The organism is Pelosinus sp. IPA-1, from assembly GCF_030269905.1.
GTDB lineage: Bacteria > Bacillota > Negativicutes > DSM-13327 > DSM-13327 > Pelosinus.
Window position 1 is genome coordinate 90,782 of sequence record NZ_BSVC01000011.1, and the last position, 26,226, is coordinate 117,007.

The 26,226-nt window shown below is 40.9% G+C and carries 23 protein-coding genes; 21 read left to right on the plus strand and 2 right to left on the minus strand.

What is annotated here, in order from left to right:
• Positions 1-23: 23 nt before the first annotated feature.
• The 3 genes from QSJ81_RS22675 to uvrA all read left to right on the plus strand — a co-directional run bounded on the left by QSJ81_RS22675 (position 24) and on the right by uvrA (position 6,470).
• Positions 24-1,271 carry a serine protease family protein gene (locus tag QSJ81_RS22675; RefSeq protein ID WP_285719623.1) on the plus strand — a complete coding sequence of 416 codons (1,248 nt, stop codon included), beginning with the start codon at positions 24-26 and terminating at the stop codon, positions 1,269-1,271.
• Between the two features lie 156 nt (positions 1,272-1,427).
• On the plus strand, positions 1,428-3,488 hold the full coding sequence (gene uvrB, locus QSJ81_RS22680; RefSeq protein WP_285719624.1) for an excinuclease ABC subunit UvrB: 2,061 nt from the start codon (positions 1,428-1,430) through the stop codon (positions 3,486-3,488).
• A 147-nt stretch (positions 3,489-3,635) separates the two neighbouring features.
• Positions 3,636-6,470 (plus strand): excinuclease ABC subunit UvrA, encoded by a 2,835-nt coding sequence (gene uvrA / locus QSJ81_RS22685; protein WP_285719625.1) that lies wholly within the window; start codon positions 3,636-3,638, stop codon positions 6,468-6,470.
• Positions 6,471-6,611: 141 nt separating this feature from the next.
• Here uvrA and QSJ81_RS22690 read toward each other — a convergent pair whose 3' ends face one another.
• Positions 6,612-7,994, minus strand: coding sequence for an acetyl-CoA carboxylase biotin carboxylase subunit (locus QSJ81_RS22690; RefSeq protein ID WP_285719626.1), 1,383 nt, complete (start codon positions 7,992-7,994; stop codon positions 6,612-6,614).
• A gap of 259 nt (positions 7,995-8,253) precedes the next feature.
• Here QSJ81_RS22690 and uvrC point away from each other — a divergent pair, with 259 nt between their 5' ends.
• From uvrC to rd, 4 genes are all read left to right on the plus strand, one after another.
• Complete coding sequence (gene uvrC / locus QSJ81_RS22695) at positions 8,254-10,053, plus strand: excinuclease ABC subunit UvrC (protein ID WP_285719627.1); 1,800 nt, start codon at positions 8,254-8,256, stop codon at positions 10,051-10,053.
• A gap of 84 nt (positions 10,054-10,137) precedes the next feature.
• Positions 10,138-10,692: a LemA family protein gene (locus tag QSJ81_RS22700; protein ID WP_285719628.1), complete on the plus strand. Its 555-nt coding sequence runs from the start codon at positions 10,138-10,140 to the stop codon at positions 10,690-10,692.
• A gap of 451 nt (positions 10,693-11,143) precedes the next feature.
• Entirely contained in the window at positions 11,144-11,908 is a 765-nt protein-coding gene (locus QSJ81_RS22705; protein ID WP_285719629.1) for a TPM domain-containing protein, read from the plus strand.
• Positions 11,909-12,006: 98 nt separating this feature from the next.
• Positions 12,007-12,168, plus strand: a complete 162-nt coding sequence (gene rd / locus QSJ81_RS22710) for a rubredoxin (protein ID WP_038673751.1) — start codon at positions 12,007-12,009, stop codon at positions 12,166-12,168.
• Between the two features lie 131 nt (positions 12,169-12,299).
• Here the strand turns inward: rd and QSJ81_RS22715 are convergent, their stop codons facing one another.
• Positions 12,300-12,839 carry a DUF3231 family protein gene (locus QSJ81_RS22715; protein ID WP_285719630.1) on the minus strand — a complete coding sequence of 180 codons (540 nt, stop codon included), beginning with the start codon at positions 12,837-12,839 and terminating at the stop codon, positions 12,300-12,302.
• Positions 12,840-13,128: 289 nt separating this feature from the next.
• Here QSJ81_RS22715 and QSJ81_RS22720 point away from each other — a divergent pair, with 289 nt between their 5' ends.
• From QSJ81_RS22720 to mgfK, 14 genes are all read left to right on the plus strand, one after another.
• Complete coding sequence (locus tag QSJ81_RS22720) at positions 13,129-13,437, plus strand: zinc-ribbon domain containing protein (protein ID WP_285719677.1); 309 nt, start codon at positions 13,129-13,131, stop codon at positions 13,435-13,437.
• A 336-nt stretch (positions 13,438-13,773) separates the two neighbouring features.
• On the plus strand, positions 13,774-14,712 hold the full coding sequence (gene mdh / locus QSJ81_RS22725; protein WP_285719631.1) for a malate dehydrogenase: 939 nt from the start codon (positions 13,774-13,776) through the stop codon (positions 14,710-14,712).
• A 217-nt stretch (positions 14,713-14,929) separates the two neighbouring features.
• On the plus strand, positions 14,930-15,418 hold the full coding sequence (locus QSJ81_RS22730; RefSeq protein WP_285719632.1) for a methylated-DNA--[protein]-cysteine S-methyltransferase: 489 nt from the start codon (positions 14,930-14,932) through the stop codon (positions 15,416-15,418).
• 90 nt (positions 15,419-15,508) lie between these two features.
• Positions 15,509-15,853 (plus strand): phage holin family protein, encoded by a 345-nt coding sequence (locus QSJ81_RS22735; protein WP_285719633.1) that lies wholly within the window; start codon positions 15,509-15,511, stop codon positions 15,851-15,853.
• 22 nt (positions 15,854-15,875) lie between these two features.
• The gene (locus tag QSJ81_RS22740) at positions 15,876-16,673 is read left to right on the plus strand and encodes a Cof-type HAD-IIB family hydrolase (protein ID WP_285719634.1); all 798 of its coding nucleotides are present in this window, start codon (positions 15,876-15,878) and stop codon (positions 16,671-16,673) included.
• Positions 16,674-17,020: 347 nt separating this feature from the next.
• Positions 17,021-18,034, plus strand: a complete 1,014-nt coding sequence (gene namA, locus QSJ81_RS22745; RefSeq protein ID WP_285719635.1) for an NADPH dehydrogenase NamA — start codon at positions 17,021-17,023, stop codon at positions 18,032-18,034.
• 405 nt (positions 18,035-18,439) lie between these two features.
• A complete protein-coding gene (locus QSJ81_RS22750) occupies positions 18,440-18,931 on the plus strand; it encodes a hypothetical protein (RefSeq protein ID WP_285719678.1) in 492 nt (163 codons plus the stop codon).
• Positions 18,918-19,664 (plus strand): 6-carboxyhexanoate--CoA ligase, encoded by a 747-nt coding sequence (locus tag QSJ81_RS22755; protein WP_285719636.1) that lies wholly within the window; start codon positions 18,918-18,920, stop codon positions 19,662-19,664. Before QSJ81_RS22750 ends, QSJ81_RS22755 begins: the two co-directional genes overlap by 14 nt.
• Positions 19,665-19,678: 14 nt before the next feature.
• The gene (gene bioF, locus QSJ81_RS22760; protein ID WP_285719637.1) at positions 19,679-20,845 is read left to right on the plus strand and encodes an 8-amino-7-oxononanoate synthase; all 1,167 of its coding nucleotides are present in this window, start codon (positions 19,679-19,681) and stop codon (positions 20,843-20,845) included.
• An 11-nt stretch (positions 20,846-20,856) separates the two neighbouring features.
• Entirely contained in the window at positions 20,857-21,597 is a 741-nt protein-coding gene (gene bioD / locus QSJ81_RS22765; protein WP_285719638.1) for a dethiobiotin synthase, read from the plus strand.
• The gene (bioA, locus tag QSJ81_RS22770) at positions 21,594-22,979 is read left to right on the plus strand and encodes an adenosylmethionine--8-amino-7-oxononanoate transaminase (RefSeq protein ID WP_285719639.1); all 1,386 of its coding nucleotides are present in this window, start codon (positions 21,594-21,596) and stop codon (positions 22,977-22,979) included. The genes bioD and bioA overlap by 4 nt, the downstream gene beginning before the upstream one ends.
• Positions 22,980-23,121: 142 nt before the next feature.
• Positions 23,122-23,853 (plus strand): phosphatase, encoded by a 732-nt coding sequence (locus tag QSJ81_RS22775; protein WP_285719640.1) that lies wholly within the window; start codon positions 23,122-23,124, stop codon positions 23,851-23,853.
• Positions 23,854-23,871: 18 nt separating this feature from the next.
• Positions 23,872-24,777 carry an RNase adapter RapZ gene (gene rapZ / locus QSJ81_RS22780; RefSeq protein WP_285719641.1) on the plus strand — a complete coding sequence of 302 codons (906 nt, stop codon included), beginning with the start codon at positions 23,872-23,874 and terminating at the stop codon, positions 24,775-24,777.
• Positions 24,778-24,839: 62 nt separating this feature from the next.
• Positions 24,840-26,204: a gluconeogenesis morphogenetic factor MgfK gene (mgfK, locus tag QSJ81_RS22785; protein ID WP_285719642.1), complete on the plus strand. Its 1,365-nt coding sequence runs from the start codon at positions 24,840-24,842 to the stop codon at positions 26,202-26,204.
• Positions 26,205-26,226: the final 22 nt, after the last annotated feature.

Sequence of the window (26,226 nt, forward strand, 5' to 3'; positions counted from 1 at the left end):
AATACTATTAAATTTGAGGTGAGATGATGTTTCCATGGCAGGAATTGATTCGGCTGGCAATTGGTGGTGTAGTAGCAGCTTTTTTTCAACCTATTTTTTGGGTGATTATTGCCCTAGTTACTTATCAATATTGGCAATTGCAAAAAAGTCAAAAACGTATGTTTGGAATATGTAATTTTTCACTCACTCAGCAGGTGACCTTAGCTGTGTTGCTAGGGAGTATTGGGGGTATGTTGGGGAGTTTTCTATTAACGGTAGTCGGGATTAATGTAGATCAATTAGGTCTTGCCTACATTTGGCCGGTGGCTATATTACTAATGGCAATTAATATGCGATTCTTATGTTTTGCCTATGCGGGAGGTTTAGTGGCTTTGTCAAAAGTATTAATTGGCTGGCCAGCGGTAGATGTATCTCAGGTATTAGTGCTAGTGGCGGTTCTTCATATCACCGAAAGTATACTAATTGCCATCAGTGGATATTATGGCAGTATGCCTGTTATTTTAAAGCGAAGAAATGGACAATTAGTAGGGGCTTTTAATTTACAAAATTTTTGGCCACTGCCTTTGCTTTTGATGTCGGCGGTTGCATTGCCTGAAAGTAAGGTTCCGGCAGGAGTATTGCCTATGCCTGACTGGTGGCCTTTGTTGCCAATCAGTATGAGTCTGCCCGAAGGACATATATGGATGTACGCAATGATTCCTGTAGTCGCTGCTTTAGGCTATACCGATATTGCGGTAGCTAGTTCACCTAAAAGGCGTCGCCGGAAATCAGCTTTTCATCTAGCTATTTATAGTACTATACTCTTGGCATTAGCCTTATTATCCATTCATTATAAATGGCTGCAAGGTGTGGCGGCGATGGTCTCTTTCTTAGGCCATGAAATGCTAATTCAACTAGACAGTCGACGAGAATTGGAAGGCATTCCTCGTTATGTACCGCCAACTGAGGGGCTTATGGTATTAGATACGGTAATTGATACTCCAGCACCAAAGGCAGGGGTAAAATCCGGTGATATTTTGTTAACCTTACATGGTATGCCGATCAACAGAAGGGATCAATTGGCAGAGGCTATTTCCCTTGTCCCCAACGAATTTATGATACAAATGGTAAGAGATGGTCAAAAAATGGAGACGAAGGTGAAATTCTCCAAAGGTCAGCGAATGTTAGGTGTGATTTTAGTACCAGAAGGCAACGAATTATATTATGTAGAGTTAACGGAAGATAAGTTTTGGTTGTGGGAGAAAGTGAAAAAAAAGTGGAGGAATAAATAGTAAATATAGTAATTTAAAAACAATATATATTATAAGAGAATTATTATATAATAGAATTATGACTGTCATTAAATTTCACTTTGACCGAACGTATGTACTGTGATAAGATAAAATATATATAATGTGGATTAATATTTTGTAAAGACTGGTGATATTATGGCTACTGTTCCTAAGTTGAATACGACCTATCATGAGGGAGGCATACCTTTTAAAGTAGAAGCTCCTTTCGTGCCGACAGGAGATCAGCCTTCTGCCATCCGTACCCTGGAAACGGGTATTTTAGAAGGGCAAAAGGCCCAGGTGCTTCTTGGGGCAACAGGCACAGGAAAGACCTTCACTATTGCTAAATTAATTGAACAGGTTCAAAAACCAACCTTAGTCATTGCTCATAATAAAACACTGGCTGCTCAATTAGCCAGTGAATTCAAGGAGTTTTTTCCTAACAATGCAGTGGAGTATTTTGTCAGCTATTATGATTATTACCAACCAGAAGCATATATTGCTCATACAGACACCTATATTGAGAAAGATGCTTCGATTAATGATGAGATTGATAAATTGCGTCACTCTGCTACCAGTTCCCTATTCGAGCGACGTGATGTGATTATAGTTGCCAGTGTATCTTGCATCTATGGTTTAGGTTCGCCAGATGAATATCATGGTCTAGTTCTATCTTTACGGCAAGGACAAACAAAAGACCGCGATGAAATTTTACGTAAATTAGTTGCTATTCAATATGAACGAAATGATATTAATTTTATTCGCGGCAAATTTAGGGTACGGGGCGATGTGGTAGAAATCTTTCCTGCAGCCTATGGGGAAAGAGCGATCCGAGTGGAATTATTTGGTGATGAAATTGAACGGATTTTAGAGATTGATACCTTAACAGGCGAAATTATGGCAGAACGCAAGCACATTGCCATCTATCCTGCCTCTCACTATGTTACCTCCAGGGAAAATATGCTCAGGGCAGTAAGAGATATTGAGGCAGAACTAGAAGTACAATTGGCATTTTTTAAGGCGAATGGTAAGTTGGTAGAAGCTCAACGCCTAGAGCAGCGGACGAAATATGATTTGGAAATGATGCAAGAAATGGGATATTGTTCAGGGATCGAAAATTATTCTCGCCATCTAACAGGGCGTAATCCAGGAGATTCTCCTTATACACTCATTGATTATTTTCCTGAGGATTTTATGATTGTTGTGGACGAGTCTCATGTCATGCTTCCCCAGCTTCGGGCTATGTATGCAGGAGATAAAGCCCGCAAAGCCTCTCTGGTGGAGAATGGTTTCCGCTTGCCTTCTGCTTTCGATAATCGGCCTCTTACCTTTTTAGAGTTTACAGAGCGCATTAACCAAATTGTCTATGTATCGGCGACACCAAGCGCTTATGAATTAGGGGAGGCTAGTCAAGTTGCCCAGCAAGTCATTCGGCCAACGGGTCTTATCGATCCTGAAGTAGAAGTACGTCCTATCAAAGGTCAGATGGATGATTTGCTAGGTGAAATCAAAATACGAGCTGCTGCCAATGAAAGGGTTTTAGTAACTACCTTAACTAAAAAGATGGCAGAAAATCTCACAGAGTTTTTAAAAGAGATGGGAATCCGTGTACGGTATTTACATTCTGATATTGTTACCATTGAGCGGGGAGAAATTATTCGTGATTTGCGGGCTGGTGTTTTTGATGTATTGATTGGCATCAACCTCTTACGGGAAGGTTTAGATTTGCCGGAAGTCACTTTGGTGGCGATATTAGATGCAGATAAAGAAGGCTTTTTGCGTTCCGATACTTCTCTAATTCAGACCATTGGTAGAGCTGCACGTAATGTGAATGGACGAGTTATTATGTATGCCGACGTGATTACTAAATCTATGGCACGAGCAATGGAAGAAACCAATCGTCGCCGTGCAATTCAAGAGGCTTATAACGAGGAACACGGCATTACCCCGATGACTATCCGAAAGAAAGTCAAGGAATTGATTGAAACAACTAAGGTAGCAGAAACACCCGAAATATATAAAACAGACCGTCTAGGAAACATGAGCCAAGGGGAAATGTTAGACTTAATTGGTAATCTAGAAAAAGAAATGCGCCTTGCCTCTAAGCAACTCCAGTTTGAACGGGCTGCCGAACTTCGAGATATGATTGTTGAACTAAAAGGGCGAGTTGGCAAAGCACCAAAAGAGTCGCCACCTAGGAGTAAAAAGAAAAAGTAATTATGAACCACAAAGACACAATGCCGCTTTGCGGCACACAAAGGATCTTGTAAGGGGGTGTATTGTGGTAATCCCCAGTGAAAATCTTTGTGTCCTTTGTGTCTTTGTGGTTCAATTAAATATTTTGTGACAGAAAGGAACATTCTAGTGAAAGAAAAAATTGTTATTAAAGGTGCGAGACAGCACAATTTGAAAAATATTGATATAGAAATCCCACGTAATGAGTTAGTGGTTATTACTGGCCTAAGTGGGTCTGGCAAGTCTTCCTTAGCTTTTGATACGATATATGCTGAGGGGCAAAGACGGTATGTAGAGTCACTGTCTGCCTATGCTCGTCAGTTTTTGGGACAAATGGACAAGCCGGATGTGGATTATATTGAAGGTTTATCACCGGCTATTTCAATTGACCAAAAAACGACCAGTCGTAATCCTCGTTCTACGGTGGGAACAGTAACGGAAATCTATGATTATTTACGTCTCTTATTTGCAAGGGCAGGACGGCCTCATTGTCCTAAATGTGGTAAACCCATTAGCCAACAGACAATTCAGCAAATGGTGGATCAATTGGTTGCCTTACCGGAGGGAACTCGCCTCATGTTAATTGCCGGTGTAATACGTGGCAAAAAAGGGGAGCACCAGAAAGTGCTTGAGGATATCCGCAAAAATGGCTATGTTAGGGTGCGAATCGATGGGGAAATTCGCGATATTGCAGAAGAAATTAAATTAGAAAAAAACAAAAAGCACACCATTGAGGTGGTAGTGGATCGAATCGTTGTGCGAGAAGGAATTACCCAGCGTTTAGCCGATTCCTTAGAGACAGCTCTTACCTTGGGGGAAGGTGTCGTCAATGTTGATATCGTTGGTGACCAAGAAAAAATCTTTAGCCAAAATTTTGCTTGTATCGAATGTGGGATTAGTCTGCCAGAAATTGCCCCAAGGATCTTTTCTTTTAATAGTCCATTTGGTGCTTGTCCTGATTGTACTGGTCTGGGGAACAATATGGAGGTTGATCCATCTCTTATCATTCCAGATCCTAGTAAAGCTCTCCTTGATGGGGCCATCGCGCCATTAAGTAAAAATACCAACTCCTATTTCATGTGTCAATTGGAAGCTGTTTTGGAAAAATATAATTATTCTTTAACGAATACTTGGGAAAGTTTATCTCCTGAGGTACAAGAAATTATTATGACAGGTTCAGGACTGGAAAAGTTCCATTTTGAATATGACAACATGTATGGAGAAAGCAAAACTTATTACGCTGTTTTTGAAGGTGTAATTCCTTTATTGAACCGTAGATATCGAGAAACTGTTTCCGATTGGTCTCGGGAAGACATTGAAGAATATATGAGTACGAAACCTTGTCCTAAGTGTAAGGGAGCTAGATTAAAACCGGAAGCCTTATCCGTTAAGGTCGGTGGTAAGAATATTTATGAAGTGACTACAGCAACGATTGGGGAAAGTCAGGAGTTTTTCCGTAATTTAGAGCTGACAGAAAGGGAAAAGACCATTGCCCAGCAAATTCTCAAAGAAATTAATGCTCGACTTGGCTTTTTACTAAATGTTGGGTTAGATTATTTGACATTAGATCGGGCAGCAGGCACCTTATCTGGTGGTGAAGCACAGCGAATTCGTTTAGCTACCCAAATTGGTTCTGGTTTAGTTGGGGTATTGTATATCCTGGACGAACCTAGCATTGGGCTGCATCAACGAGATAACAATCGTCTATTGGCCACCTTGCGGCATTTGCGAGATGTGGGTAACAGTTTATTGGTCGTTGAACATGATGAAGACACGATGTACGCAGCAGATCATATTATTGATATTGGCCCAGCAGCGGGTGCCCATGGTGGACAAGTAGTAGTCCAAGGCACAGTCGACGAGATTAAGGCTTGCTCAGAATCCATTACTGGACAATATTTAAATGGAAGTAAATACATTCCCATACCAAAAGTAAGGCGTAAACCCAACGGCAAGTGGCTAGAGGTCGTAGGTGCCAAAGAAAATAATCTAAAGAAAGTTACAGTGAAGTTTCCTTTAGGCGTATTTACTGCTGTGACAGGAGTGTCAGGCTCTGGTAAGAGTACTTTAGTCAACGAAATTTTATACAAAGGTTTGGCATCGAGGGTATATCCTGGTTCGAAACAGCGTCCGGGAGCCCATGATGACATTCGTGGCGTAGAGAATATTGACAAAATAATTGATATTGATCAGTCACCAATTGGTCGTACGCCTCGTTCCAATCCAGCTACCTATACAGGATTATTTGATGTCATTCGGGAAGTTTTTAGTCAAACCCAAGAAGCAAAAATGCGAGGCTATAAGCCTGGGCGTTTTAGTTTTAATGTTAAGGGCGGACGGTGTGAAGCTTGTCGTGGCGATGGTATTATCAAAATTGAAATGCACTTTTTGCCTGATGTTTATGTTCCTTGTGAAGTATGTAAAGGCGATCGTTATAACAGAGAAACGTTAGAAGTACGATATAAAGGAAAAAGTATCTCTCAAGTGCTGGATATGGTAGTTGATGAGGGGGTAGAGTTCTTTCAAAACATCCCCAAGATTCAACGGAAGTTACAAATTTTACAGGATGTTGGTCTTGGCTATATTAAGCTGGGGCAGCCTGCCACCACCTTATCTGGAGGAGAGGCCCAGCGAATAAAATTGGGTACGGAACTAGCAAGGCGCAGTACAGGTAAGACGTTATATATTTTAGATGAGCCGACCACTGGTCTTCATACAGCCGATATTCATCGTTTGCTTACGGTGCTTCAGCGTTTAGCAGATGGCGGGGATACCGTTGTAGTAATTGAACATAATCTTGATGTAATAAAAACTGCGGATTATGTAATAGATCTAGGACCAGAAGGTGGCAGTCGAGGCGGTACGATTATTGCTAAAGGTACTCCTGAAGAAATCGCAAAAACTGCGGAGTCCTATACCGGACAATATTTGGCTCCTATATTAGAAAGAGGAATACGAGAATAACAGAATTAACCGCAGAGGCGCAGAGGTCACAGAGAGGATAATAGTAAACCCTCATTGCTTCGTTCTGTGTCCTCTGTGCTCTCTGCGGTTAAATCGTCCTCAGTTTATCCCATAAGAATAAAAAAGAGTAGGCGCTAGCGCCTACTCTTGGGAATAAAATTTTCTATTTTCGTTTTCTATTTCGCATTCTTCTTCTTTACGAGGAGTCATGCGTTTATAAATAAATTGAGTGTCGATATTACCACTACAGAAATGAGGGTTATTCAAGACTTCTTGCTGAAAGCTAATATTTGTTTTTATGCCAGAAATACGGAATTCAGCTAAGGCTCTGCGCATAATTTTAATGGCATCCCCTCTAGTGCGACCATGGGCAATGACTTTGGCAATCATAGAGTCATAATGAGGTTGTACCGTCATGCTAGCACATACGCCACTATCGACACGAACTCTTGGACCGCCTGCTTCGTGGTAAAAATCAATATAACCAGGAGAAGGGGCAAAACACATATCGGGATCTTCTGCATTAATTCGGCATTCGATAGCGTGACCGCTAAAAATGATATCTTCTTGCTTTTTGTTAAGAGGTTCACCAGCAGCTATACGAATTTGTCGACGTACCAAATCAATACCGGTGACCATTTCCGTAACGGCATGTTCTACTTGAATCCGAGGGTTAATTTCCATAAAGTAGAACTTACCTGTTTTTACATCCAATAAAAATTCAACAGTACCTAAATTGGTGTAAAAAATGCTTTTTGCGGCACGAATCGCCATGGCTCCGACTTTTGTACGCATTTCTGGGGTTAAAGCACTAGAAGGAGATTCTTCAAGAACTTTTTGGTTGCGACGCTGCAGGGAACATTCCCGCTCACCAACATGAAGAATGTTTCCATAGGTATCCGCCATAATTTGCACTTCAATATGTCGTGCTTCGGAGATATAGGTTTCCAAATAAAAAGAGCTATATGTCACATCTACTTTATTTAAAGCACTAACTAACTCATCCTGGTTATTGGCGACAAACATAGATTTACCGCCACCACCTGACACAGGTTTCAAAATAACAGGATAGCCTATTTCTGTGGCAAGTTTATAAGCATGTTCATTGCTAGTAATCGGTTCACTGCCTATTGTCATTGGCAGACCAGCAGCCTTCATGGCTTCTCGGGCTGCATCTTTGTTTCCTACTTGGCGGATGATTTCAGCACTAGGGCCAACAAACACCAAACCAGCATTGGTAACCTTTTCAGCAAAATCAGCATTTTCCGATAAAAATCCGTATCCCGGGTGAATGGCTTCTGCCTTTGATGCTTTGGCAGCCATAATAATCGCATCCATGTTTAGATAGCTTTTCATTGCATCTGCAGGCCCGATATTGTATGCGTGGTCAGCCAATTGTACATGGAGAGCATCGGCATCAACATCTGAATATACGGCGACTGTTTCAATATCTAGTTCCTGGCAGGCTCGAATAATTCTAACTGCAATTTCACCACGATTGGCGATAAGTAGTCTCTTGAACATCAGCATTGACCTCCCATTTAAATAGCAAAGTTTAATGTGCTCTTAACACCAATGAAATTAATTATAGTATATAAAAATTAAGTCTACAATGAGTTTCATGCATGTATACATTGAACGTCTCATTAAAGTTCAGGTATATATTGGAATTGGGTCAGTTTAGATTTTTATTGTGAGCAGGTGCTAAAAGTATGTTACAATTATCTCATAGTTTTATGTTTTTGGCAATGTGATTTTTTTCTCAAAAGGAGTTTTGTAAAAAATGAATGATGAATTATTAGAAAAAGTAAACCACTTGCCAGATAAACCAGGTGTTTATTTAATGAAGGATGCCCAAGATCACATTATTTATGTTGGCAAAGCGGTAGTACTAAAAAATCGTGTTCGTTCCTATTTTCAATCTAGTCGCAATCACTCTCCAAAAGTGCAGGCCATGGTTTCACGGATTGCCGATTTAGAATATATTGTTACAGCTTCGGAAATTGAAGCCTTAATTCTTGAATGTAATTTAATAAAAAAACATCGGCCAAAATACAATATTAGTTTGCGAGATGACAAAACCTATCCTTATATTAAGGTAACGACAAATGAAGATTTTCCTCGTTTGTATGCTACCCGCAGGGTACAAAAAGATGGTGCTCGTTATTTTGGTCCTTTTACTAGTGCAGGGGCTGTCCATGAAAGTATTAAACTAATGAGAAAATTATTTCCTCTGCGTAGTTGTCGTAATTTAGATGCCAGACGCCCTTGTTTGGAATATCATATAAAACGATGTCTTGCGCCTTGCGCTGGGTTTGTAGATAGGGAAACTTATAACGGCATGATCAAAGAAGTTTGCTTACTGCTCGAAGGTCGTAGTGATGCTGTAGTACAGAGTCTAAAAAAACGGATGGAATTAGCAGCAGAAGAACTGCAATTTGAACAAGCTGCAAAACTCAGGGATCAATTAGCAGCTGTAGAAAAAGTCAGAGAAAAACAAAACATTGTTACCGGCGCAGGGGATCAAGATGCTATTGGTCTGGCTCGTTCTGCGTTAGGAACTTGTGTGCAAGTTTATTTTATACGCAGTGGCAAAATGGTGGGGCGGGATCATTTCTTACTGGCAGGTAGTGATCAGGAAGAGGATGATGTAGTATTAGCTGCTTTTATTAAGCAATATTACAGCCAGTCTACCTTTATCCCCAAGGAATTATTGCTGCCTATGGATGTTCCCGAGCAGGCGTTGCTATCGGATTGGTTAAGCCAATTAAAAGGCAGTCGTGTAACTGTAGAAATCCCAAAAAGAGGCACGAAAAAAGATATTGTCACTATGGCTGATGGAAATGCTGCGATTGTCCTTAGTGAACAAGAAGGAAAAATCAAAGCCCATTCAGAACAAACAGAAGGAGCTATGGCGGATCTTGGACGATATTTAGGACTACAGGCACCTCCGATACGTATGGAATGCTTTGATATTTCTCATATTCAAGGGTCTGAAACCGTTGCCTCTATGGTGGTTTTTGAAAATGGCATGCCAAAGAAAGAAGCTTATCGTCGTTATAAGCTACGCACAGTAGAAGGTAAACCAGATGATTTTAAATCTATGCAGGAGGTAGTTAGTAGGCGTTATGGCGCAACCAATCAACCAATACCTGATTTAATCATTATTGATGGTGGCAAGGGACAGTTGAGTGCGGCTCTTACCATAATTCGCGGATCTGGTTTGCTAGATGTTCCTGTAATTGGTTTAGCAAAAGAATTTGAATATATTTTTTGTGAAGGTCAGAGTGATCCTTTGATTTTACCTCGTCACTCACAGGCGCTCTATCTGATGCAGCGCATACGGGATGAGGCCCATCGATTTGCTGTAACCTATCATCGTACGTTGCGCTCCAAGCGGAATATGGTGTCAGTTCTTGATCATGTACCAGGAATTGGCGCCAAACGTCGTAAAGCTCTCTGGGATCATTTTGGCAGCCTGCCAAAAATAAAAGGGGCTACGGTAGAAGAATTGGCTGCCGCACCATCAATGACTTTCCCCGCGGCGCAAGCCGTATATGATTTTTTTAGGCAGCAACGGTGATAACTGGAAAAATAATTGCTTTCTATTTTCGCTAAAATTGGATAAAATAATAAGTAGTATCGATTCTAAGGAGGATTAAGTAATATGAATAAAACAATATGGATTGTACTTGCCCTAGTTGCAGTACTAGTGGTAGGAGCATTTTCAGGTTATAACAGTCTTGTAGGTATGAATGAAGCAGTGAATGGTAAATGGAGTCAGGTAGAAAATCAATTGCAGCGTCGTGCTGATTTAATACCAAATTTAACAGCCACCGTATCTGGTTATGCAAAACATGAACAAGCTGCGATTCAAGCAGTTGCTGATGCAAGAGCCAAGCTGGCAGGAGGGCAAGGACCTGCCGCCAAAGCAGAAGCTAACAATGAATTGGGTGGCGCTTTATCTAGATTACTGGTTATTGCAGAAAACTATCCTAACTTAAAGGCAGATCAGAACTTTAGGCAACTTTCAGATGAACTGGCTGGAACAGAGAATCGTATAGCAGTGGCCCGTAAAGACTATAACGATTCAGTTCAGATGTATAATACTAAAATTCGGACCTTCCCTTCTAGTATTTATGCAGGTATGTTAGGTTTTGGTCCCAAAGAATATTTCAAAGCGGCTGAAGGAGCTCAGCAAGTACCACAAGTTAAGTTTTAGGGAGAATTGAACATAGAGGACACAGAGAAACACAGAGGGAAAGATTATAAATAGTTTAATAAATCGCCTCAGTGTCCTCTGCGCCTCTGCGGCTAATTTTCCCCTTTGTGTACTTCGTATCCGCGATAGCGGCTTTGCGTCTTCGTGTTTAAACGTTATTTAAGAAGATCAGTTAGGCTTTGGCCCAAAGGAATATTTCAAAGAGGCGGAAGGTGCTCAACAAGTGCCACAAGTTAAGTTTTAGGGAGAAATAAACACAGAGGACATAGAGTACCACAGAGAAAAAATTGTAATTAGGGATTCTTAAAGCCCCTCAGTGTTCTCTGCGCCTCTGCGGTTAATAATATTCTCCTTTGTGTTCTTTGTGTCCGCGATAGCGGCTTTGCCTCTTCGCGTTTAAACGTTATTTAAGAAGATCGTTTAGTATTACTCGTATAAGAGAGGGAAGACTATGAAAAAGAGGCTAGCCTGGATTATATGTGTGGCATATCTGTTGATGGCTGCAGTGGCCTGGGCCCAGCCGCAAATACCACCAGTACCAACATCTAGTATTTATATTCAGGATTATGCTGGTGTAGTAAGTGCTGATACGAAAGCTCGTATCAATAACTTAGGGAGTCAACTAGCGGCTAAAACAAAAGCCCAGATTGTTGTAGTCACGACAAAAAACCTAGATGGTGCTGCTCTGGAGGATTATTCCTTAGAGCTTCTTCGGAAATGGGGGATTGGTGACAAAACATTAAATAATGGAGTACTTATCTTAGTCGTCGTGGATGACAAACGATCTCGTATTGAGGTAGGTTATGGTCTAGAAGGCGCACTGCCTGATGCGAAGACAGGGCGTATTCAAGATGATTATATGATTCCATACTTTCAAAATGGAGATTATGATAAAGGAATTTTAAATGGTTACCTTACTGTTGCGACGGAAGTAGCTAAAGAATATAAACTAGAGCTAAAGACTGAGGCAAAACCAGTGCAACGCACGCAAGCTGCTAATCAAGGTTCAGGTTGGGATACCCTTCCCTGGTGGCTGAAAGTCGTGATTGCTGCTGGTGTTCTTCTTCTATTTATGATAGATTGGATATTTTTTGGTGGCACCATAACTTACTTACTGTTATCCATCGTGCTTAGGCGTGGTGGCGGCGGTGGTGGTGGCGGTGGTGGATTTGGCGGCGGCTCAGGCGGCGGTGGCGGCTCCAGTCGAAAATGGTAAGGTTTTTAGTTGATAGTGGATATCATTTGCTAATTTATATAAATATGGTAAAATGGTAAGAGACAAAATTAGTAGAAAATAATGGAGGGATTTTAGAAATGGAAAAATGGGTATGTGTAGTATGTGGTTATGTTTATAATCCAGAAGAGGGAGATCCAGATAGTGGTATTGCTCCTGGTACTAAATTCGAAGATATTCCTGAAGATTGGGTCTGTCCATTATGTGGAGTAGGCAAAGACCAATTCGAAAAACAAGCATAATAAAAAAACCTTCCAGGTACACTGGAAGGTTTTTATTTTTACGGAATCAGAAAGTATAACACTTCCTTCCAAGTAAGAACGACTAAGGCTTCTGCCTGCGCCCGAGGACTTGGCCTAAGCCAAGTTTTTTCTTAATGCTGAATTTTTGCAAGTCGTGGGAGCCAACCACGGTTTAACATAAGTTGCAGTAAACGATAATCCCAGTCTAAGCCGGCATCTAACATTTCTCGATACATTAAAGCTACTTCTACTTGGTAGGATTGATGCAATGCTGCTAGCAATGCCATTTGTGCCGCCTTACCCATGGTGCCGACTGCAATGGCAACTTCACTATCAGTTAGATGGGCATCTGGAGGAATGTTTAAAGGTGTTTTGTGTAGTGTACGACGGTTAAAAGATAAGGAAGGAATGCTACCACCGCTATTTTGCAACATCTCTTCAGAATGCTCAATCAGGGTTTTGTTGTGTCTTTCAAGGGCTTCCTTGATTAGGCCTTTTAATTCTTTATCTTCGGCGTGGTTATAAAGGATTTCTAGCGCAGCAACGTTATAGCGACCTTGGGCAATGACCCCATATAAACTAGCTGCCTCTAAATAGTTAAGGGGTTCTTTGTCAAAAAACATGTTGAATATGCCACGGGTTTCTGAGCTTACTTTTTCAAGAATCGTCATATAATATAACCTCCCTACTACAAAATGTTAAGCTGATGTAATCAAAAATAGTATGTGCATGAATAAAGTTGTTCATACATTTTTATAAAGGGATTTTAATAAATATTGGAATTCAAAAAATTGCAATAATCCTTTACTTTCACAGTAAAAAAATGTATACTAATGATTGAGCCCATCTAAATAGGTCTAGTGAGATTCCATTATATATCCTTCTCAAGTAGGTTTTTGGTAAGGACAGTAGTGAACCCTAAACCATTTTGGGCCATAAAATTTGAGGGGGACTATCACAATGGTTCAAGACAAAAATTTAACATGCCGCGAATGTAACGCAGAATTCGTGTTCTCAGCTTCAGAACAAGAATTTTACAACGAAAAAGGTTTCACTAATGAGCCTGGCCGTTGCCCACAATGCCGTGCAGCTCGCAAACAAAGAAATAATGGCGGTAGCAGCTTTAACCGTGGTGGCGCTCGTCCACAACGCGAAATGCATGATGTAACTTGTGCAGCTTGCGGTGTAGAAACACAAGTGCCTTTCCGTCCAAGCAGCGATCGTCCTGTATATTGCCGCGATTGCTTCAGCAAAAATAGCGGTCGTTAATACATATTAACGATGAACTCCTTCTACTATTGTAGAAGGAGTTTTTTTGATAAAGATATTAACCACAGAGGCGCAGAAAACACAGAGCAAGAGATTGTGGTTAACGTAGTAGATATACACCTCTGCGTCCTCTGTGGTTCGAAAAAAGGTCTATATTTTACTTAGTTACTTATTTCTTTCTTTATTTTCACATTATTGTTATTATTTTTTCGATAGTATGTATTTTTTTTCACTTAAGATCTATACAAACCTATGAGCTGGGAGTTATAATTACTAATAGGGTTAACATATACTAAGAATACAATATTGTACAAACTTTAGGAGGATGATGTCAGGATGAAAATTACTGTCGTTGGTGCTGGTAATGTAGGCGCAACTTGCGCAAATGTAATTGCACAAAGAGAATTAGCAAGTGAATTGGTATTGCTCGATATCAAAGAAGGCGTATCAGAAGGTAAAGCTCTAGATATGATGCAAACTGCTACTTTGCTCGGATTTGATACTCGGGTTAGTGGTAGTACAAATGATTATAGCAAAACTGCTGGTTCTGATGTAGTTGTCATCACTTCCGGTATTCCTCGTAAACCTGGTATGACTCGTGAAGACTTGATAGGTACTAATGCAGGTATTGTTAAAGGTGTAGTTGATAGCATTTTGAAATATTCCCCAGATGCTATTTTTGTTATCATTAGTAATCCTATGGATACTATGACTTATCTTGCATTAAAAGCTAGTGGCCTGCCTAAAAATCGTATTATTGGTATGGGCGGTATTTTGGATAGCTCTCGCTTCAAATGTTATTTGAGCCAAGCTCTTGCTGTTCCTGCTACTGATATTCATGGTGTGGTTATTGGTGGTCATGGTGATACTACAATGATTCCATTAACTCGTTTTGCTACATACATGGGTATTCCTGCTTCTGAATTGTTAGATGAAGCAACTTTGGAAAAAGTAGCGGCTGATACTATGGTTGGTGGTGCTACCTTAACTGGTTTATTAGGAACTTCCGCTTGGTATGCTCCTGGTGCTGCTGGTGCTTTATTGGTAGAAGCAATTGTTCGCGATGAGAAAAAAGTATATCCTTGCTGCGTGGCATTGGATGGCGAATATGGTCAAAAAGATATCTGCCTAGGCGTTCCTGTTGTAATCGGCAAAAATGGTTGGGAAAAAGTTGTTGATTATAAATTAAATGCAGTAGAACAAGAGAAATTCAATAAGAGCGCTGATGCAGTTCGTAAAATGAATGCAGTATTAGTAGATATGAAGCTAGTATAAAGAAGACTTGATTCAGATGGAGTTAACTCCATCTGAATCTTAGCCCTTCTTATCCAGGGACTTAGCCGCTCTTAACTCCCGCTTATGAAGATGGGAGTCTTAGAGCGGTTTAGTCATCGGATAAATTAGAAGCAAAACATATATTTAAATAAATAGGAAAATACCTAGTTGCTATAGAATATGGCACTAGGTATTTTTTTTAGTAAGGATGTGGATGATGATGCAACAAATGCATACAATATTAGAAACAGATTGGGGTTATATGACTGCTATTTGGACAGATATAGGGTTATGGGAGCTGGATTTTCCCGTAAAAGATAAGCCTGAAGAGCCAAAAGGCGAAGTAACGGAAGCTGTGAAATTTTGGTCAGAGCAACTAAGGCAGGAATTAAATATGTATTGGCGTGGCTTTGCTGTAATATTTGGCGTGCCAATTGATTGGCGTGGATATACTTCTTTTCAGGCTGCCGTACTTAAATTTACGGCAACGATCTCTTATGGACAGACTACAAGCTATGGTGCGTTGGCCCGAGAAATTAATAGCCCCAAAGCCGCGCGAGCAGTAGGAGGAGCCTTGCACCGCAACCGGGTACCGATTGTTGTTCCTTGTCATCGTGTGATAGGAGCAAAAGGTACCTTGACAGGGTTCGGCGGTGGTATTGAACTAAAGCAAGCCTTGTTGTTGTTAGAAAGTAGTGAGGGATAAGAGCAAAAAATATATTGTCAACGATTTGTCCAACAGGATATAATAAGGATTAGTATTACTTTTAGTTAGGATTTGAAGGAGGGCCAAAACGTGTGCGGTTTTCTGCTGCGTATGATTCTTAATGGCGTCTTATTGTTTTTACTTATTGTAGAACTACCAGGAGTTTTTGTTGATACGTTAGGTGGTGCTTTACTTGGAGCCGCAATTATTGGCATAGCAAATGGAGCAGTAAGGCCATTGTTAGCCTTGAAGGATAAGCCTTTAAACTGGGTTACCCTAGGTGGATTGACCTTTTTTATGAATATATTGACGCCATTTATGGTGATTAAAACTTTGCCGGGATTTCAAATTTATAGTATGATTGCCCCTGTAACCAGCGTATGCTTGATGACGGTTTGCAGTTGTACTTTGTCAAGAGTGATAAAGGATCGATAAGGATAGCAGTGGAGGTTTTTTAATGACAATTCGATTAGTAGCAGTAGATATGGATGATACGCTATTAGATAAAACATTACAAGTATCGCCACGGACCTGTGAAGCCATTACCAAAGCCCAAGAACAAGGGGTTTTGGTAACCATCGCTACAGGTAGAATGTTTAGTTCGGCGGTGCCATTTGCCAAGAAATTGAATATGAAAACACCCATTATTACTTATAATGGTGGTATGGTTCGCTCAGCCTTTACGAAAGAGATGGTATTTCATAAGACGATTGCATCCAGTGTGGCTAATAAAGTAGTAGCCTTATTCCGTGAACGGGGTTGGTATCTACAATCCTATATGAATGATGAACTGTTTGTGGTGGAGCGTTGTGAGAAGGCAAAGTCTTATGAAAGATTATCTGGTATTCAGGCAATTCCTCTGGGAGAGGAATTCTATACTATGCAACATGAGCCGACGAAGATGCTTGCCATGGCGGAACCTCATGAAATTCAAGAAATTCAAAAGGTTATTAATCGAGAATTTGCAGGAGAGGTATTTACGGCTACTTCTAAGTCAAACTACTTGGAACTGACCCATCCTAGTGTTAATAAGGGACACGCCTTAGAACTTCTTGCAAAAACGCTAGGTATTAAACAAGAAGAAGTCATGGCGATTGGTGATTCAAATAATGACTATCCTATGATTGAATATGCAGGATTTGGTGTAGCTATGGGAAATGCATCCGACCGGGTAAAAGCCGTCGCCCAAGCTGTAACAACTCACAATAACGAACATGGTGTGGCAGAAGCAATTGAAAAATATGTATTGAAGTAGCAGGGACTTCGTTCTTAGAAAATAAGAGCGAAGTTTTTCTTTATAATAGAATTGAGATAAAAAGTAATGAACCGCAGAGGCGCAGAGGACGCTGAGAGGTACTATTAATACCCCTGATAAACATACCTCTGCGTTCTCTGCGCCTCTGCGGTTCAAAGATCTTATGGTTGTCAATAGTATGTTTTTTGTTACTATACTACGAAAAAGTGTGTACTTGTATTGTCTTTCCATATCTATTAGAATGATATCATAAATTGGTAGAAACTTGAATATCCTTGAAGGTGTTAGAATTGTAAAGCTAATTTGGATTCAATTTTATCTAGTAATGAAAGGAAAGGATGATCTGGATGTTATTTACACCGATTTCGTTTAAGCAGTTAACCTTAAAAAATCGAGTTGTTATGCCCCCTATGTGCATGTATAGTGCAGCGGATGATGGTATGGTTACAGATTGGCATGTAACACATTATACAACAAGGGCGGTAGGGCAGGTTGGTCTAATTATTGTGGAGGCCACAGGGGTAGAACCTCGGGGGCGTATCTCCAATAAAGATTTGGGAATTTGGGATGATAAGCATGTTGCAGGTTTGAAAAGTATTGTTGATCATGTCCATGCCCAAGGAGGTAAAATTGGCATTCAGCTAGCTCATGCGGGGAGAAAGAGCGAAGCAGTTGGAAGTACACCTGTAGCACCTTCTGCCATTGCGTTTAATGAGGAATATCGTTTACCTATGGCTTTAACAATAGGAGAAATCCAAGAAATCATACAAAAATTCGTTCAAGGAGCAAAACGTGCGGTAGCAGCAGGCTTTGACACGATTGAGCTTCACGCTGCTCATGGCTATTTAATTAATGAATTTTTATCACCATTAACGAACCTTCGTGATGATGAGTATGGTGGCAATCTTGTTAATAGAGTACGTTTCTTACAAGAAGTTCTAATTGCGGTGAAACAAGTCCTTCCTAAAGAAATGCCGATCATTGTCCGCGTATCGGCAGATGACTATCATGAAGACGGCAATACACCGGAGATTGTAGCCGAGATGCTGAATTTAGTAAAACAGTATGGCATTGATGTAATCAATGTAAGTTCCGGAGCTGTAATTCCGGTTATGCCAAGGGCATATCCAGGATATCAGGTAGCTATGGCTTTAACGATTAAGGAAAAAACCCAATTGCCCGTATTAGCAGGCGGGCTTATAACAGAACCTGCCCAAGCCATGCAATTAGTTAAGGCTGGTATTGATCTGGTGTACACGGGTAGAGAATTGTTACGCAATCCATTTTGGCCTTTACAGGCTGCTCATGTTCTACAGCAGGAAGTAGAGTGGCCAGTACAGTATTTACGAGGAAAATGGTAAAATAGTATAGAAACAGGAGTTATCTTAAAAAGATAGCTCCTGTTTTTTTATTACAAAATAATTTACATTTTACAGTGAGGAGTGTATGATTAATATTGTTAACTACATATTATTGTTTGGTTAACGGTGAGAACGTGCTTTAAAGAAAGTTGTATCTATATTGCTGGTCTGTTAGGGATGGGATATAGGGCTTCGTTTGCTTCCTACGTAACGCCTCTCAGCCCTATATCCCATTCCTAACAATTGTCATTTAGCCTATTTATTTTGGAAATTCGATAGGTTCTTTATAGGTTTTCTATAATTGATAAGAAATAATCGGAGTGATAGCTTATTTTTTTGTTAGAAACGTTAACTTAAAAAATCTAAATGGTTAACTGAAGGGGGATGTTTATGAGAAATGTTGCAATGCCCAAGACGAGAAGGCTGACAGAAACGGCCTTATTGACTGCTTTACTTACTATTTCGGGTGCGATTAAGCTTCCTGGTTTGATCCCGGGGACGGAATTTCAGCTGTCCGCTCCTTTGGCGGTAGCTGTCTGTGGGGTGTTTGGTTTTTCTACTTATATGATGGCTGGGATATTGTCTAGTCTCATTGGATTAATCCTAGGAACGCAAACTTTACTGCATGTTGGTGTCGCGATGATATTTCGTGTAGTAGTAGGGATCTGTGTAGGTGTTTTTGGTGCAACATGGCCAGTATTGATAATAGCCGGGCCGATTGGATCTAGTGTAGCTAGGATAACTCTTGGTAATATAATCGGCAAGGCGGCAGCGCCTCTTTTATTAGCAGCCTTGCCTGGTATGGTCTATACCGCTCTGGCAGCTTGGCCCCTCGCTTTATTGCTAAAACGGGTAAAGGCACAAACGGAAAGGGTGATGCAAAGTGTACAGCGTTAGAATGCGGGCAGCTCAGGGAGGGCGGCATGAAGAAGGTGGCCGTCATATTTCTGGAGCAGAGCGGGTTGTTCCAGAGGAAAGAGTAGAAGAAACAACAAGTGCTATGTTAAAAAGGGCTTTTTCTCATACTAGGGGACAAGCTGATTTTGTGAATATCATTGTAGAAAAGATAGAGAACTCTGCAATAAAACAAGTACCTTTATTGACCGTTTCCACGGCAAAGGCCTATAGGGTAGAAGAAGGCCTTTGTGTAGCAGAAAAAGCTCTAGTGGCAGCAGGGGTATCTCTTACTGGGGCTAAGGAGGGAATACATTTGTTGCAATCTCTTCCAGACAGTATGCGAGGCGCTATGTTACTATGTGCTATAACTGGCAGAAGGCTAGATAATACAGGGGAAAAGGGCATCCGCGTATCCCGCATGGATATCGAGAAGGAAGAGGTATTTATGGGGAAATTAGTAGAGCAAGGGATTGATAATATGCATGTGCGTGAGGCATTGGTGTTAGCCAGCAAGGTAGCAGCAGGCCCTGGCATTGTGGCAGAACTTTGTTGGTCGGATGATCCTGAATATACTACTGGCTATGTGGCTTGCCCTCAAGGGTACCTACGGATTCCCCACTGTAAGCCCCTTGGTAATGGGATTGGCGGAAGGATTTTTTTTATCAATCCCAATACAGATTTATTAGCACTAAAAGAATATTTGCAGCACCAGTCTGTGCTTGTGAAAATTTGAGGGAGGGAGCCAAAATGGAGTTTTATGAAGAGTACCTTAAAGAGGTAAGAGCACAAGCTTTGTACCGGGAACCGGTAAGCATAAAGCATTTGGATGCTGTACATATACAGGTAGAGGGGAAAATTTATTTATCCTTGTCGTCCAATAATTATTTAGGCTTAACCCATAGCCCTAAGGTACAGAAGGCTGCTTTGGATGCTGTCTTGCAGCATGGTACTGGTTCAGGAGGAGCTAGATTAACAACTGGCAGTCATCCTTTGCATAAAAGCTTGGAAGGGGCGTTAGCCCAATTTAAAGGTACTGAGGCGGCGTTAGTTTTTAATACAGGATATATGGCAAATGTGGGAACGATCAGCGCCTTAGTTGGCAAGGGTGATCTAATATTCAGTGATGAACTAAATCATGCCAGCATTATTGATGGCTGCCGCCTATCAAAGGGGCGGACTGTCGTCTATCGTCATAGAGATATGAAAGATTTAGCTGAAAAGTTAAGGGATTCCAACTGCCCTGGGAAAAAGCTGATTGTTACTGACGGAGTTTTTAGTATGGATGGAGATATTGCTCCTTTAGATAAAATCGTTTCATTAGCAGAAGAGCATCAAGCTATGGTTATGGTAGATGATGCTCATGCCGTAGGGGTACTAGGTCGAGGTGGGCGTGGTACAGTGGACTATTTTGGTCTTAAAGGCAGAGTCCATGTTCAAGTGGGGACTCTTAGTAAGTCTTTAGCCTCTGAGGGTGGTTATGTGGCTGGCAGCCAGATGCTTATTCAATATTTAGTTAATAAAGCACGTAGTTTCATTTTTTCGACTGCTTTGTCTCCGGCGACTGTGGCAGCGGCAGCTAGCGCGTTAAAGGTATTAAAAGCAACTCCCCAATTAGTGGATAAATTGCTAGAAAATGCGGCTGGAATGAGAAAGGCTTTAGTGGCTGCAGGTCTAAAGGTTGATGGTGCCCTAACACCAATAATACCAATTCTAATAGGAGAGGCAGCATTGGCAGTAGCAATGAATCAAGAATTAAAAGAGCATGGTTTATTTGTTTCTGCGATCAGACCACCTACTGTTTCGCCAGGTGCCAGTCGTTTGCGTATAACAGTATCTGCTGCTCATGAAAAGGAAGAGCTAGTTAAAGCCGCTGATATTATCATTGCAGTCAGTAGAAAGTTAAAATTAGTATAAGAGGTGATTGGATGTCTGGGTTATTTATTACAGGGACGGATACGGATATTGGTAAAACCGTTATTACGGGAGGGATTGCCGCAGCGCTCAAAGTTCGAGGGCTACAAGTAGGAGTAATGAAACCCCTAGCATCAGGTGGTGTGGTTAATCAGTCTGGTAAGTTAGTAGCAGAAGATGCTACCTTTTTAATGAAGGCAGCTGGTATTGGGGAAGAAAAACGTGATGCAGTGAACCCCTTATGTTTTGCTCCTGCCCTGACGCCAGCTGTGGCTGCAGTAATGAGTGGGGTTGAAATCGATATAGCTCTCATTCTTAGGGCCTATCACAAGTTAACTGAAAGCTATGAACCAGTAGTCGTAGAGGGTGTAGGCGGAATTACAGCTCCTTTATGGCAAGAATATCTGTTGGTTGATCTTATGGTAGAACTTGATTTGCCAGTTTTTGTTGTTACCAGGCCTAATTTAGGAACGATTAATCATACAGTGCTAACTGTTGAGTATGCTCGCAGTCGTGGGTTATATGTGGCAGGCATTATTATGAATGGATGGAATGAGTCCGAGGTAGGTATTCTAGAAAAATCCAATGAAGAATATATTGGACGTTTGACCCAAGTGCCTATAATAGGGAAGTTCCCTCATGTGTCTGCCATAAAAGAAGGCGATATATTGCCAATGGAGCTAGCTAAGATGGCAGAAGAATATTTACAGATAGATGAACTGATTTCTATCATTAAAAGGGGGACAAAGGCATGAATGAAATAGAAAGTAAAGATAAGGAATATATTTGGCATCCCTTTACCCAGATGCAAGATTGGCTGGACCAGCCCCAAATGGTAATTGAGGCAGCAGAGGGGATAAAGCTGATTGATGATCAAGGTAATGCTTATTATGATGGGGTATCTTCCTTATGGGTTAATCTTCATGGACATCGCCATCCAACGATGGATCAGGCGATTATTGATCAACTCGGCAAGGTTGCTCATACGACTATGTTAGGTTTGATTAACGTGCCAGCGACTCAGTTGGCGGAAGAATTAATGACAGTTGTGCCTAAAGGGTTAACAAAGTTATTTTATTCGGATGATGGTTCTACAGCTGTAGAAATTGCCATTAAGATGGCATACCAGTATTGGCAGCTGCATGGTAAAAAGAAAAAACAAAAGTTTGTTACATTAGCAAACTCTTATCATGGTGATACTATTGGTACGGTGAGTGTTGGTGGAATTGATTTGTTTCATCGTATTTTTTCTTCCTTGTTATTTGAATCCATACAGGCGCCCTCGCCATGTTGCTATCACTGCAGATTGGTTTCTGATCCTCAAAATTGTGGTATGGCCTGTATTGATGAAGTGGAGAAGATTTTGGCGCACAGGCATGAAGAGATTGCTGCTATGATAATTGAACCACTAGTTCAGGCAGCAGCAGGTATGTTGGCACAGCCGCCAGGATATTTAAAAAGATTACGAGAAGTAACGCAAAAATATAATGTACTGCTCTTGGTGGATGAAGTAGCCACAGGGTTTGGTCGTACTGGTAAAATGTTTGCTTGTGATCATGAAGAGATATCGCCTGATATGATGATGGTGGCAAAAGGGATTACTGGTGGCTACCTACCATTAGCTGCTACCTTTATGACAGATGAAATATATAAGGCCTTTTTAGGTGATGCCCAACAACGAACTTTTTTTCATGGGCATTCTTATACTGGCAATCCTTTATGTTGTGCCGCTGGTTTGGCGAATTTAAAGATATTCCGCGAAGAAAAGGTATTGGCAGGTCTTCCTGAAAAAGTAGCAGCGGCTCGGGAACAACTTGTTAACTTTACCGCTTTAAAGCACGTAGGAGATATCCGCCAATGGGGCTTGATGATTGGCATCGAGTTAGTTGAGAACCCTGGAGATAAAACCCCCTTTCCTTGGGAACTAGCAGTGGGCGCTAAGGTTTGTAAACAAGCGAGACAGCATGGGTTAATCATTCGTCCGATTGGCAGCGTAGTTGTGTTTATGCCTCCCCTTGCCAGTACAGTAGGAGAAATAAAACATATGCTTTCACTGATCTATTTGTCAATAAAAGAAGTCACTGAGGAGCAAAAACTCCAATACGTATCCAAAGATGTATCCGCTGTTATGATATAAGTCAGTATGAGCCTTACAGTAGCATGACAATTCAATGAAAATAAAAAAACCAATCGTAATGTAGCTGCGATTGGTTTTTTGCTTTTTTATAGAATTTGCCATATAATTGAGGGATAGCATAAGAAATGAGGGGGGCGATGAGATGAAGTTTGTCGCTGATTTACATATTCACACGGTAGCAAGTGGGCATGCTTATAGTACTATATTGGAGAATGCTCGGGCAGCAGCCGATATTGGGCTTGCCATGATAGCTATTACAGATCATGGTCCAGATATGCCAGGTGGACCACATGCTTACCACTTCGGCAATTTAAAGGCAGTGCCTGAGGAATTGTTTGGTGTGCGCATTTTAAAGGGAGTAGAGGCCAATGTAATTGACCGGGATGGAACACTGGACTTGGCTGAAGAGCGATTAGCTGGACTAGACATTGTATTAGCGGGATTACATTCTGTATGTTCACCTTATGGTTCTGTCTTAGAAAATACACAGATGATGGTGAATGCTATGAAAAATCCTTGGGTAGATGCGATTGTTCATCCGGGGAACCCAGAGTTTTTGGTAGACGCGGAAGCAATTGTAAAGGCAGCCGTAGAATATGACGTAGCCTTAGAAATTAATAATAGCTCCCTCAAAATATCTAGGGTAGGCAGCAAACCCCATTGTGAAAATATTGCTTGTTTGGCAAAAGAATATGGGGCAAAGATAATCGTTGGGACAGATAGTCATTTTTCTTTAGCTATTGGAGACTTTAGCAAAGCAAATGAGCTGCTGGAAAGGGTTGAGATTTCTCCCGATGCAGTAATTAATACATCAATTGAAGGTGTGCTGCGTCATCTAAATCGTCGTTCTAACCGGAAACAAAGTGTTCGATAGATAGTGGAGGTGTAAAGAATGGAAGATGTGCGCTTGGTGATTATCACAGGCATGTCAGGTGCTGGCAAGACTCAGGTCGTGCGCACTATGGAGGATCTAGGATATTTTTGTGTTGATAATTTGCCTCCCATGTTGATATCGAAATTTGCTGAGCTTTGTTCCCAGTCCGCAGGGCGGGTCAATAAGGTTGGTTTAGTAGTTGATATTCGTGGACGTGAATTTTTTGATACCTTGATACAAGCCTTAGAAGAGTTAGAAAAACAAGGGCATCGTTATGAAATGCTCTTTTTAGAGGCCTCTGATGAAACCTTAATTAGAAGGTATAAGGAGACGAGAAGGCGGCATCCTCTGGCACCTCATGGTCGTATCAGCGAAGGTATTACTAGAGAACGGGAGCGGATTGAACATGTTAGAGGAAGAGCTACACAAATTATTGATACCTCTGAATTAACAACCGCTAATTTACGAGAAAAAGTTACTGCCTTATTTACCAGTGATCATGAACAGCAGCGTATGAATATTACGGTGGTTTCTTTTGGCTTTAAATATGGTATTCCTTTGGATGTTGACATGGTTTTTGATGTTCGTTTTCTGCCAAATCCCTTTTATGTGGAGTCTTTAAGGCGTAAAAGTGGTGAAGTAGCTGAGGTTGGGGATTACATTTGGAAATGGCCCATTACCCAGCAGTTTATGGAAAAAGTAACTGGTTTTGTTGATTTTCTCGTACCCAATTATATTAAAGAAGGCAAGAGCCAATTAATTATTGCGATTGGTTGTACTGGTGGCTTGCATCGCTCTGTATTTGTGGCAAGAAAAATTTATGAGGGCTTACGAAATAAAGGTTACAAGGTAAACCTAGATCATAGGGATATTGTTAAGAATAATATTATTCCTACTGCTATAGAAGCTCCTCCTGAGTGCTAACACTTTTGAAATGGGTAAGGTACAGGAAACATATGGTTTGATAAAAAGTAGAGGTGTAATGTATGCACTTTTTAAAATGGATGTACCCAGGCATTAAGGTAAAACGCTGGCTGCTATTATTTTCTTTAGGTGTTTTGGTTGCCAGTATGGGGCTTGCTATTGTGCTGAATTATAAATATGCAGGTAATTTGGAAGAAACCATTTTTAGAATGGTGTATCTAACAACTGGAAAGTATTACTATACAGTAACCACTGTAGTAGGAATTTTTATCATTGCTGGTGGTCTCATTGTTATGACACTAGCTACTCGGCAGATTATTGCTTCTGTGATTAGCGTATTGATCCCGGACGGTTCTGATCGACTAATTGAATTGATTTTTCAAAAACGCAAACTCAATCGCGGACCTGCTGTTACTGTTATTGGCGGAGGGACTGGATTATCGGTATTATTACGCGGGATTAAAGGCGTGACCAGCAATATTACAGCCATTGTAACCGTAGCTGATGATGGTGGGTCTTCTGGAAGGATTCGTCAGGATTTAGATATGATTCCCCCAGGAGATTTACGTAACTGTTTAGTAGCCTTAGCGGATACAGAGCCTTTAATGGAAAAGTTATTTCAGCATCGATTTGGTGGTGCTGGAGGATTAGCAGGCCATAATTTTGGTAATTTATTCATTGCGGCCATGACAGAAGTGCTTGGAGATGTGGAGCAAGCCTTAAAAGAGTCTAGTAAAGTTTTGGCAGTTCGAGGTAAGGTATTGCCAGCATCCACCCAGAAGGTAAGGCTCTGGGCCAAAATGGTAGATGGCAGCGTTGTAGAAGGGGAGTCTCAAATTCCTCTTGCTAATAAAAGAATTGAGAGTGTGTATCTACAGCCAGAAGAAACCATGCCTGTAGAAAGTTCTCTAGAGGCCATACGGGATGCAGATGCTATTATTTTAGGGCCTGGCAGTCTATATACTAGTATACTTCCTAATCTTTTAGTAAGAGGTATTGCCGATACCTTACGTAAAAGCCAAGCTGTAAAAATATATATATGTAATGTTATGACCCAGCCAGGGGAGACAGATGGATATAGTGCTTCAGAGCATGTGAAAGCAATATTGGATCATGTGGGCCCTGGAGTGATTGATTATGTTGTCATTAACGGACAAAATGTAGCCGTTGAGTTACAGGAAAAGTATGCGGATCAAGGGGCATATCCTGTAGAACCTGATCTAAAAGTAATTGAGGCGATGGGGATTAAAGCTGTCGTGGCAGACGTCATTAGCGAAACAAATTGGGTACGCCATGATCCTCTTAAGTTATCCCGGACGATTGTGTCGATGATTTATAAACTAAAAGCCAATTCGGAACGTATGAGATTATTGGATTATTATTTAATAGCCGAAAGCATAAAAGACTTAAAGAAAACGGAACGCTGAATTTTGCGGCGAATAGCAAGGC

Bases quoted from the DNA above. Each gene is read 5' to 3' on its own strand.
- QSJ81_RS22675 (WP_285719623.1), top strand. From the start codon at position 24: ATGATGTTTCCATGGCAGGAATTGATTCGGCTGGCAATTGGTGGTGTA.
- uvrB (WP_285719624.1), top strand. From the start codon at position 1,428: ATGGCTACTGTTCCTAAGTTGAATACGACCTATCATGAGGGAGGCATA.
- QSJ81_RS22690 (WP_285719626.1), bottom strand. From the start codon at position 7,994: ATGTTCAAGAGACTACTTATCGCCAATCGTGGTGAAATTGCAGTTAGA.
- uvrC (WP_285719627.1), top strand. From the start codon at position 8,254: ATGAATGATGAATTATTAGAAAAAGTAAACCACTTGCCAGATAAACCA.
- QSJ81_RS22700 (WP_285719628.1), top strand. From the start codon at position 10,138: ATGAATAAAACAATATGGATTGTACTTGCCCTAGTTGCAGTACTAGTG.
- QSJ81_RS22705 (WP_285719629.1), top strand. From the start codon at position 11,144: ATGAAAAAGAGGCTAGCCTGGATTATATGTGTGGCATATCTGTTGATG.
- rd (WP_038673751.1), top strand. From the start codon at position 12,007: ATGGAAAAATGGGTATGTGTAGTATGTGGTTATGTTTATAATCCAGAA.
- QSJ81_RS22715 (WP_285719630.1), bottom strand. From the start codon at position 12,839: ATGACGATTCTTGAAAAAGTAAGCTCAGAAACCCGTGGCATATTCAAC.
- QSJ81_RS22720 (WP_285719677.1), top strand. From the start codon at position 13,129: ATGGTTCAAGACAAAAATTTAACATGCCGCGAATGTAACGCAGAATTC.
- mdh (WP_285719631.1), top strand. From the start codon at position 13,774: ATGAAAATTACTGTCGTTGGTGCTGGTAATGTAGGCGCAACTTGCGCA.
- QSJ81_RS22730 (WP_285719632.1), top strand. From the start codon at position 14,930: ATGATGCAACAAATGCATACAATATTAGAAACAGATTGGGGTTATATG.
- QSJ81_RS22740 (WP_285719634.1), top strand. From the start codon at position 15,876: ATGACAATTCGATTAGTAGCAGTAGATATGGATGATACGCTATTAGAT.
- namA (WP_285719635.1), top strand. From the start codon at position 17,021: ATGTTATTTACACCGATTTCGTTTAAGCAGTTAACCTTAAAAAATCGA.
- QSJ81_RS22750 (WP_285719678.1), top strand. From the start codon at position 18,440: ATGCCCAAGACGAGAAGGCTGACAGAAACGGCCTTATTGACTGCTTTA.
- bioF (WP_285719637.1), top strand. From the start codon at position 19,679: ATGGAGTTTTATGAAGAGTACCTTAAAGAGGTAAGAGCACAAGCTTTG.
- bioD (WP_285719638.1), top strand. From the start codon at position 20,857: ATGTCTGGGTTATTTATTACAGGGACGGATACGGATATTGGTAAAACC.
- bioA (WP_285719639.1), top strand. From the start codon at position 21,594: ATGAATGAAATAGAAAGTAAAGATAAGGAATATATTTGGCATCCCTTT.
- QSJ81_RS22775 (WP_285719640.1), top strand. From the start codon at position 23,122: ATGAAGTTTGTCGCTGATTTACATATTCACACGGTAGCAAGTGGGCAT.
- rapZ (WP_285719641.1), top strand. From the start codon at position 23,872: ATGGAAGATGTGCGCTTGGTGATTATCACAGGCATGTCAGGTGCTGGC.
- mgfK (WP_285719642.1), top strand. From the start codon at position 24,840: ATGCACTTTTTAAAATGGATGTACCCAGGCATTAAGGTAAAACGCTGG.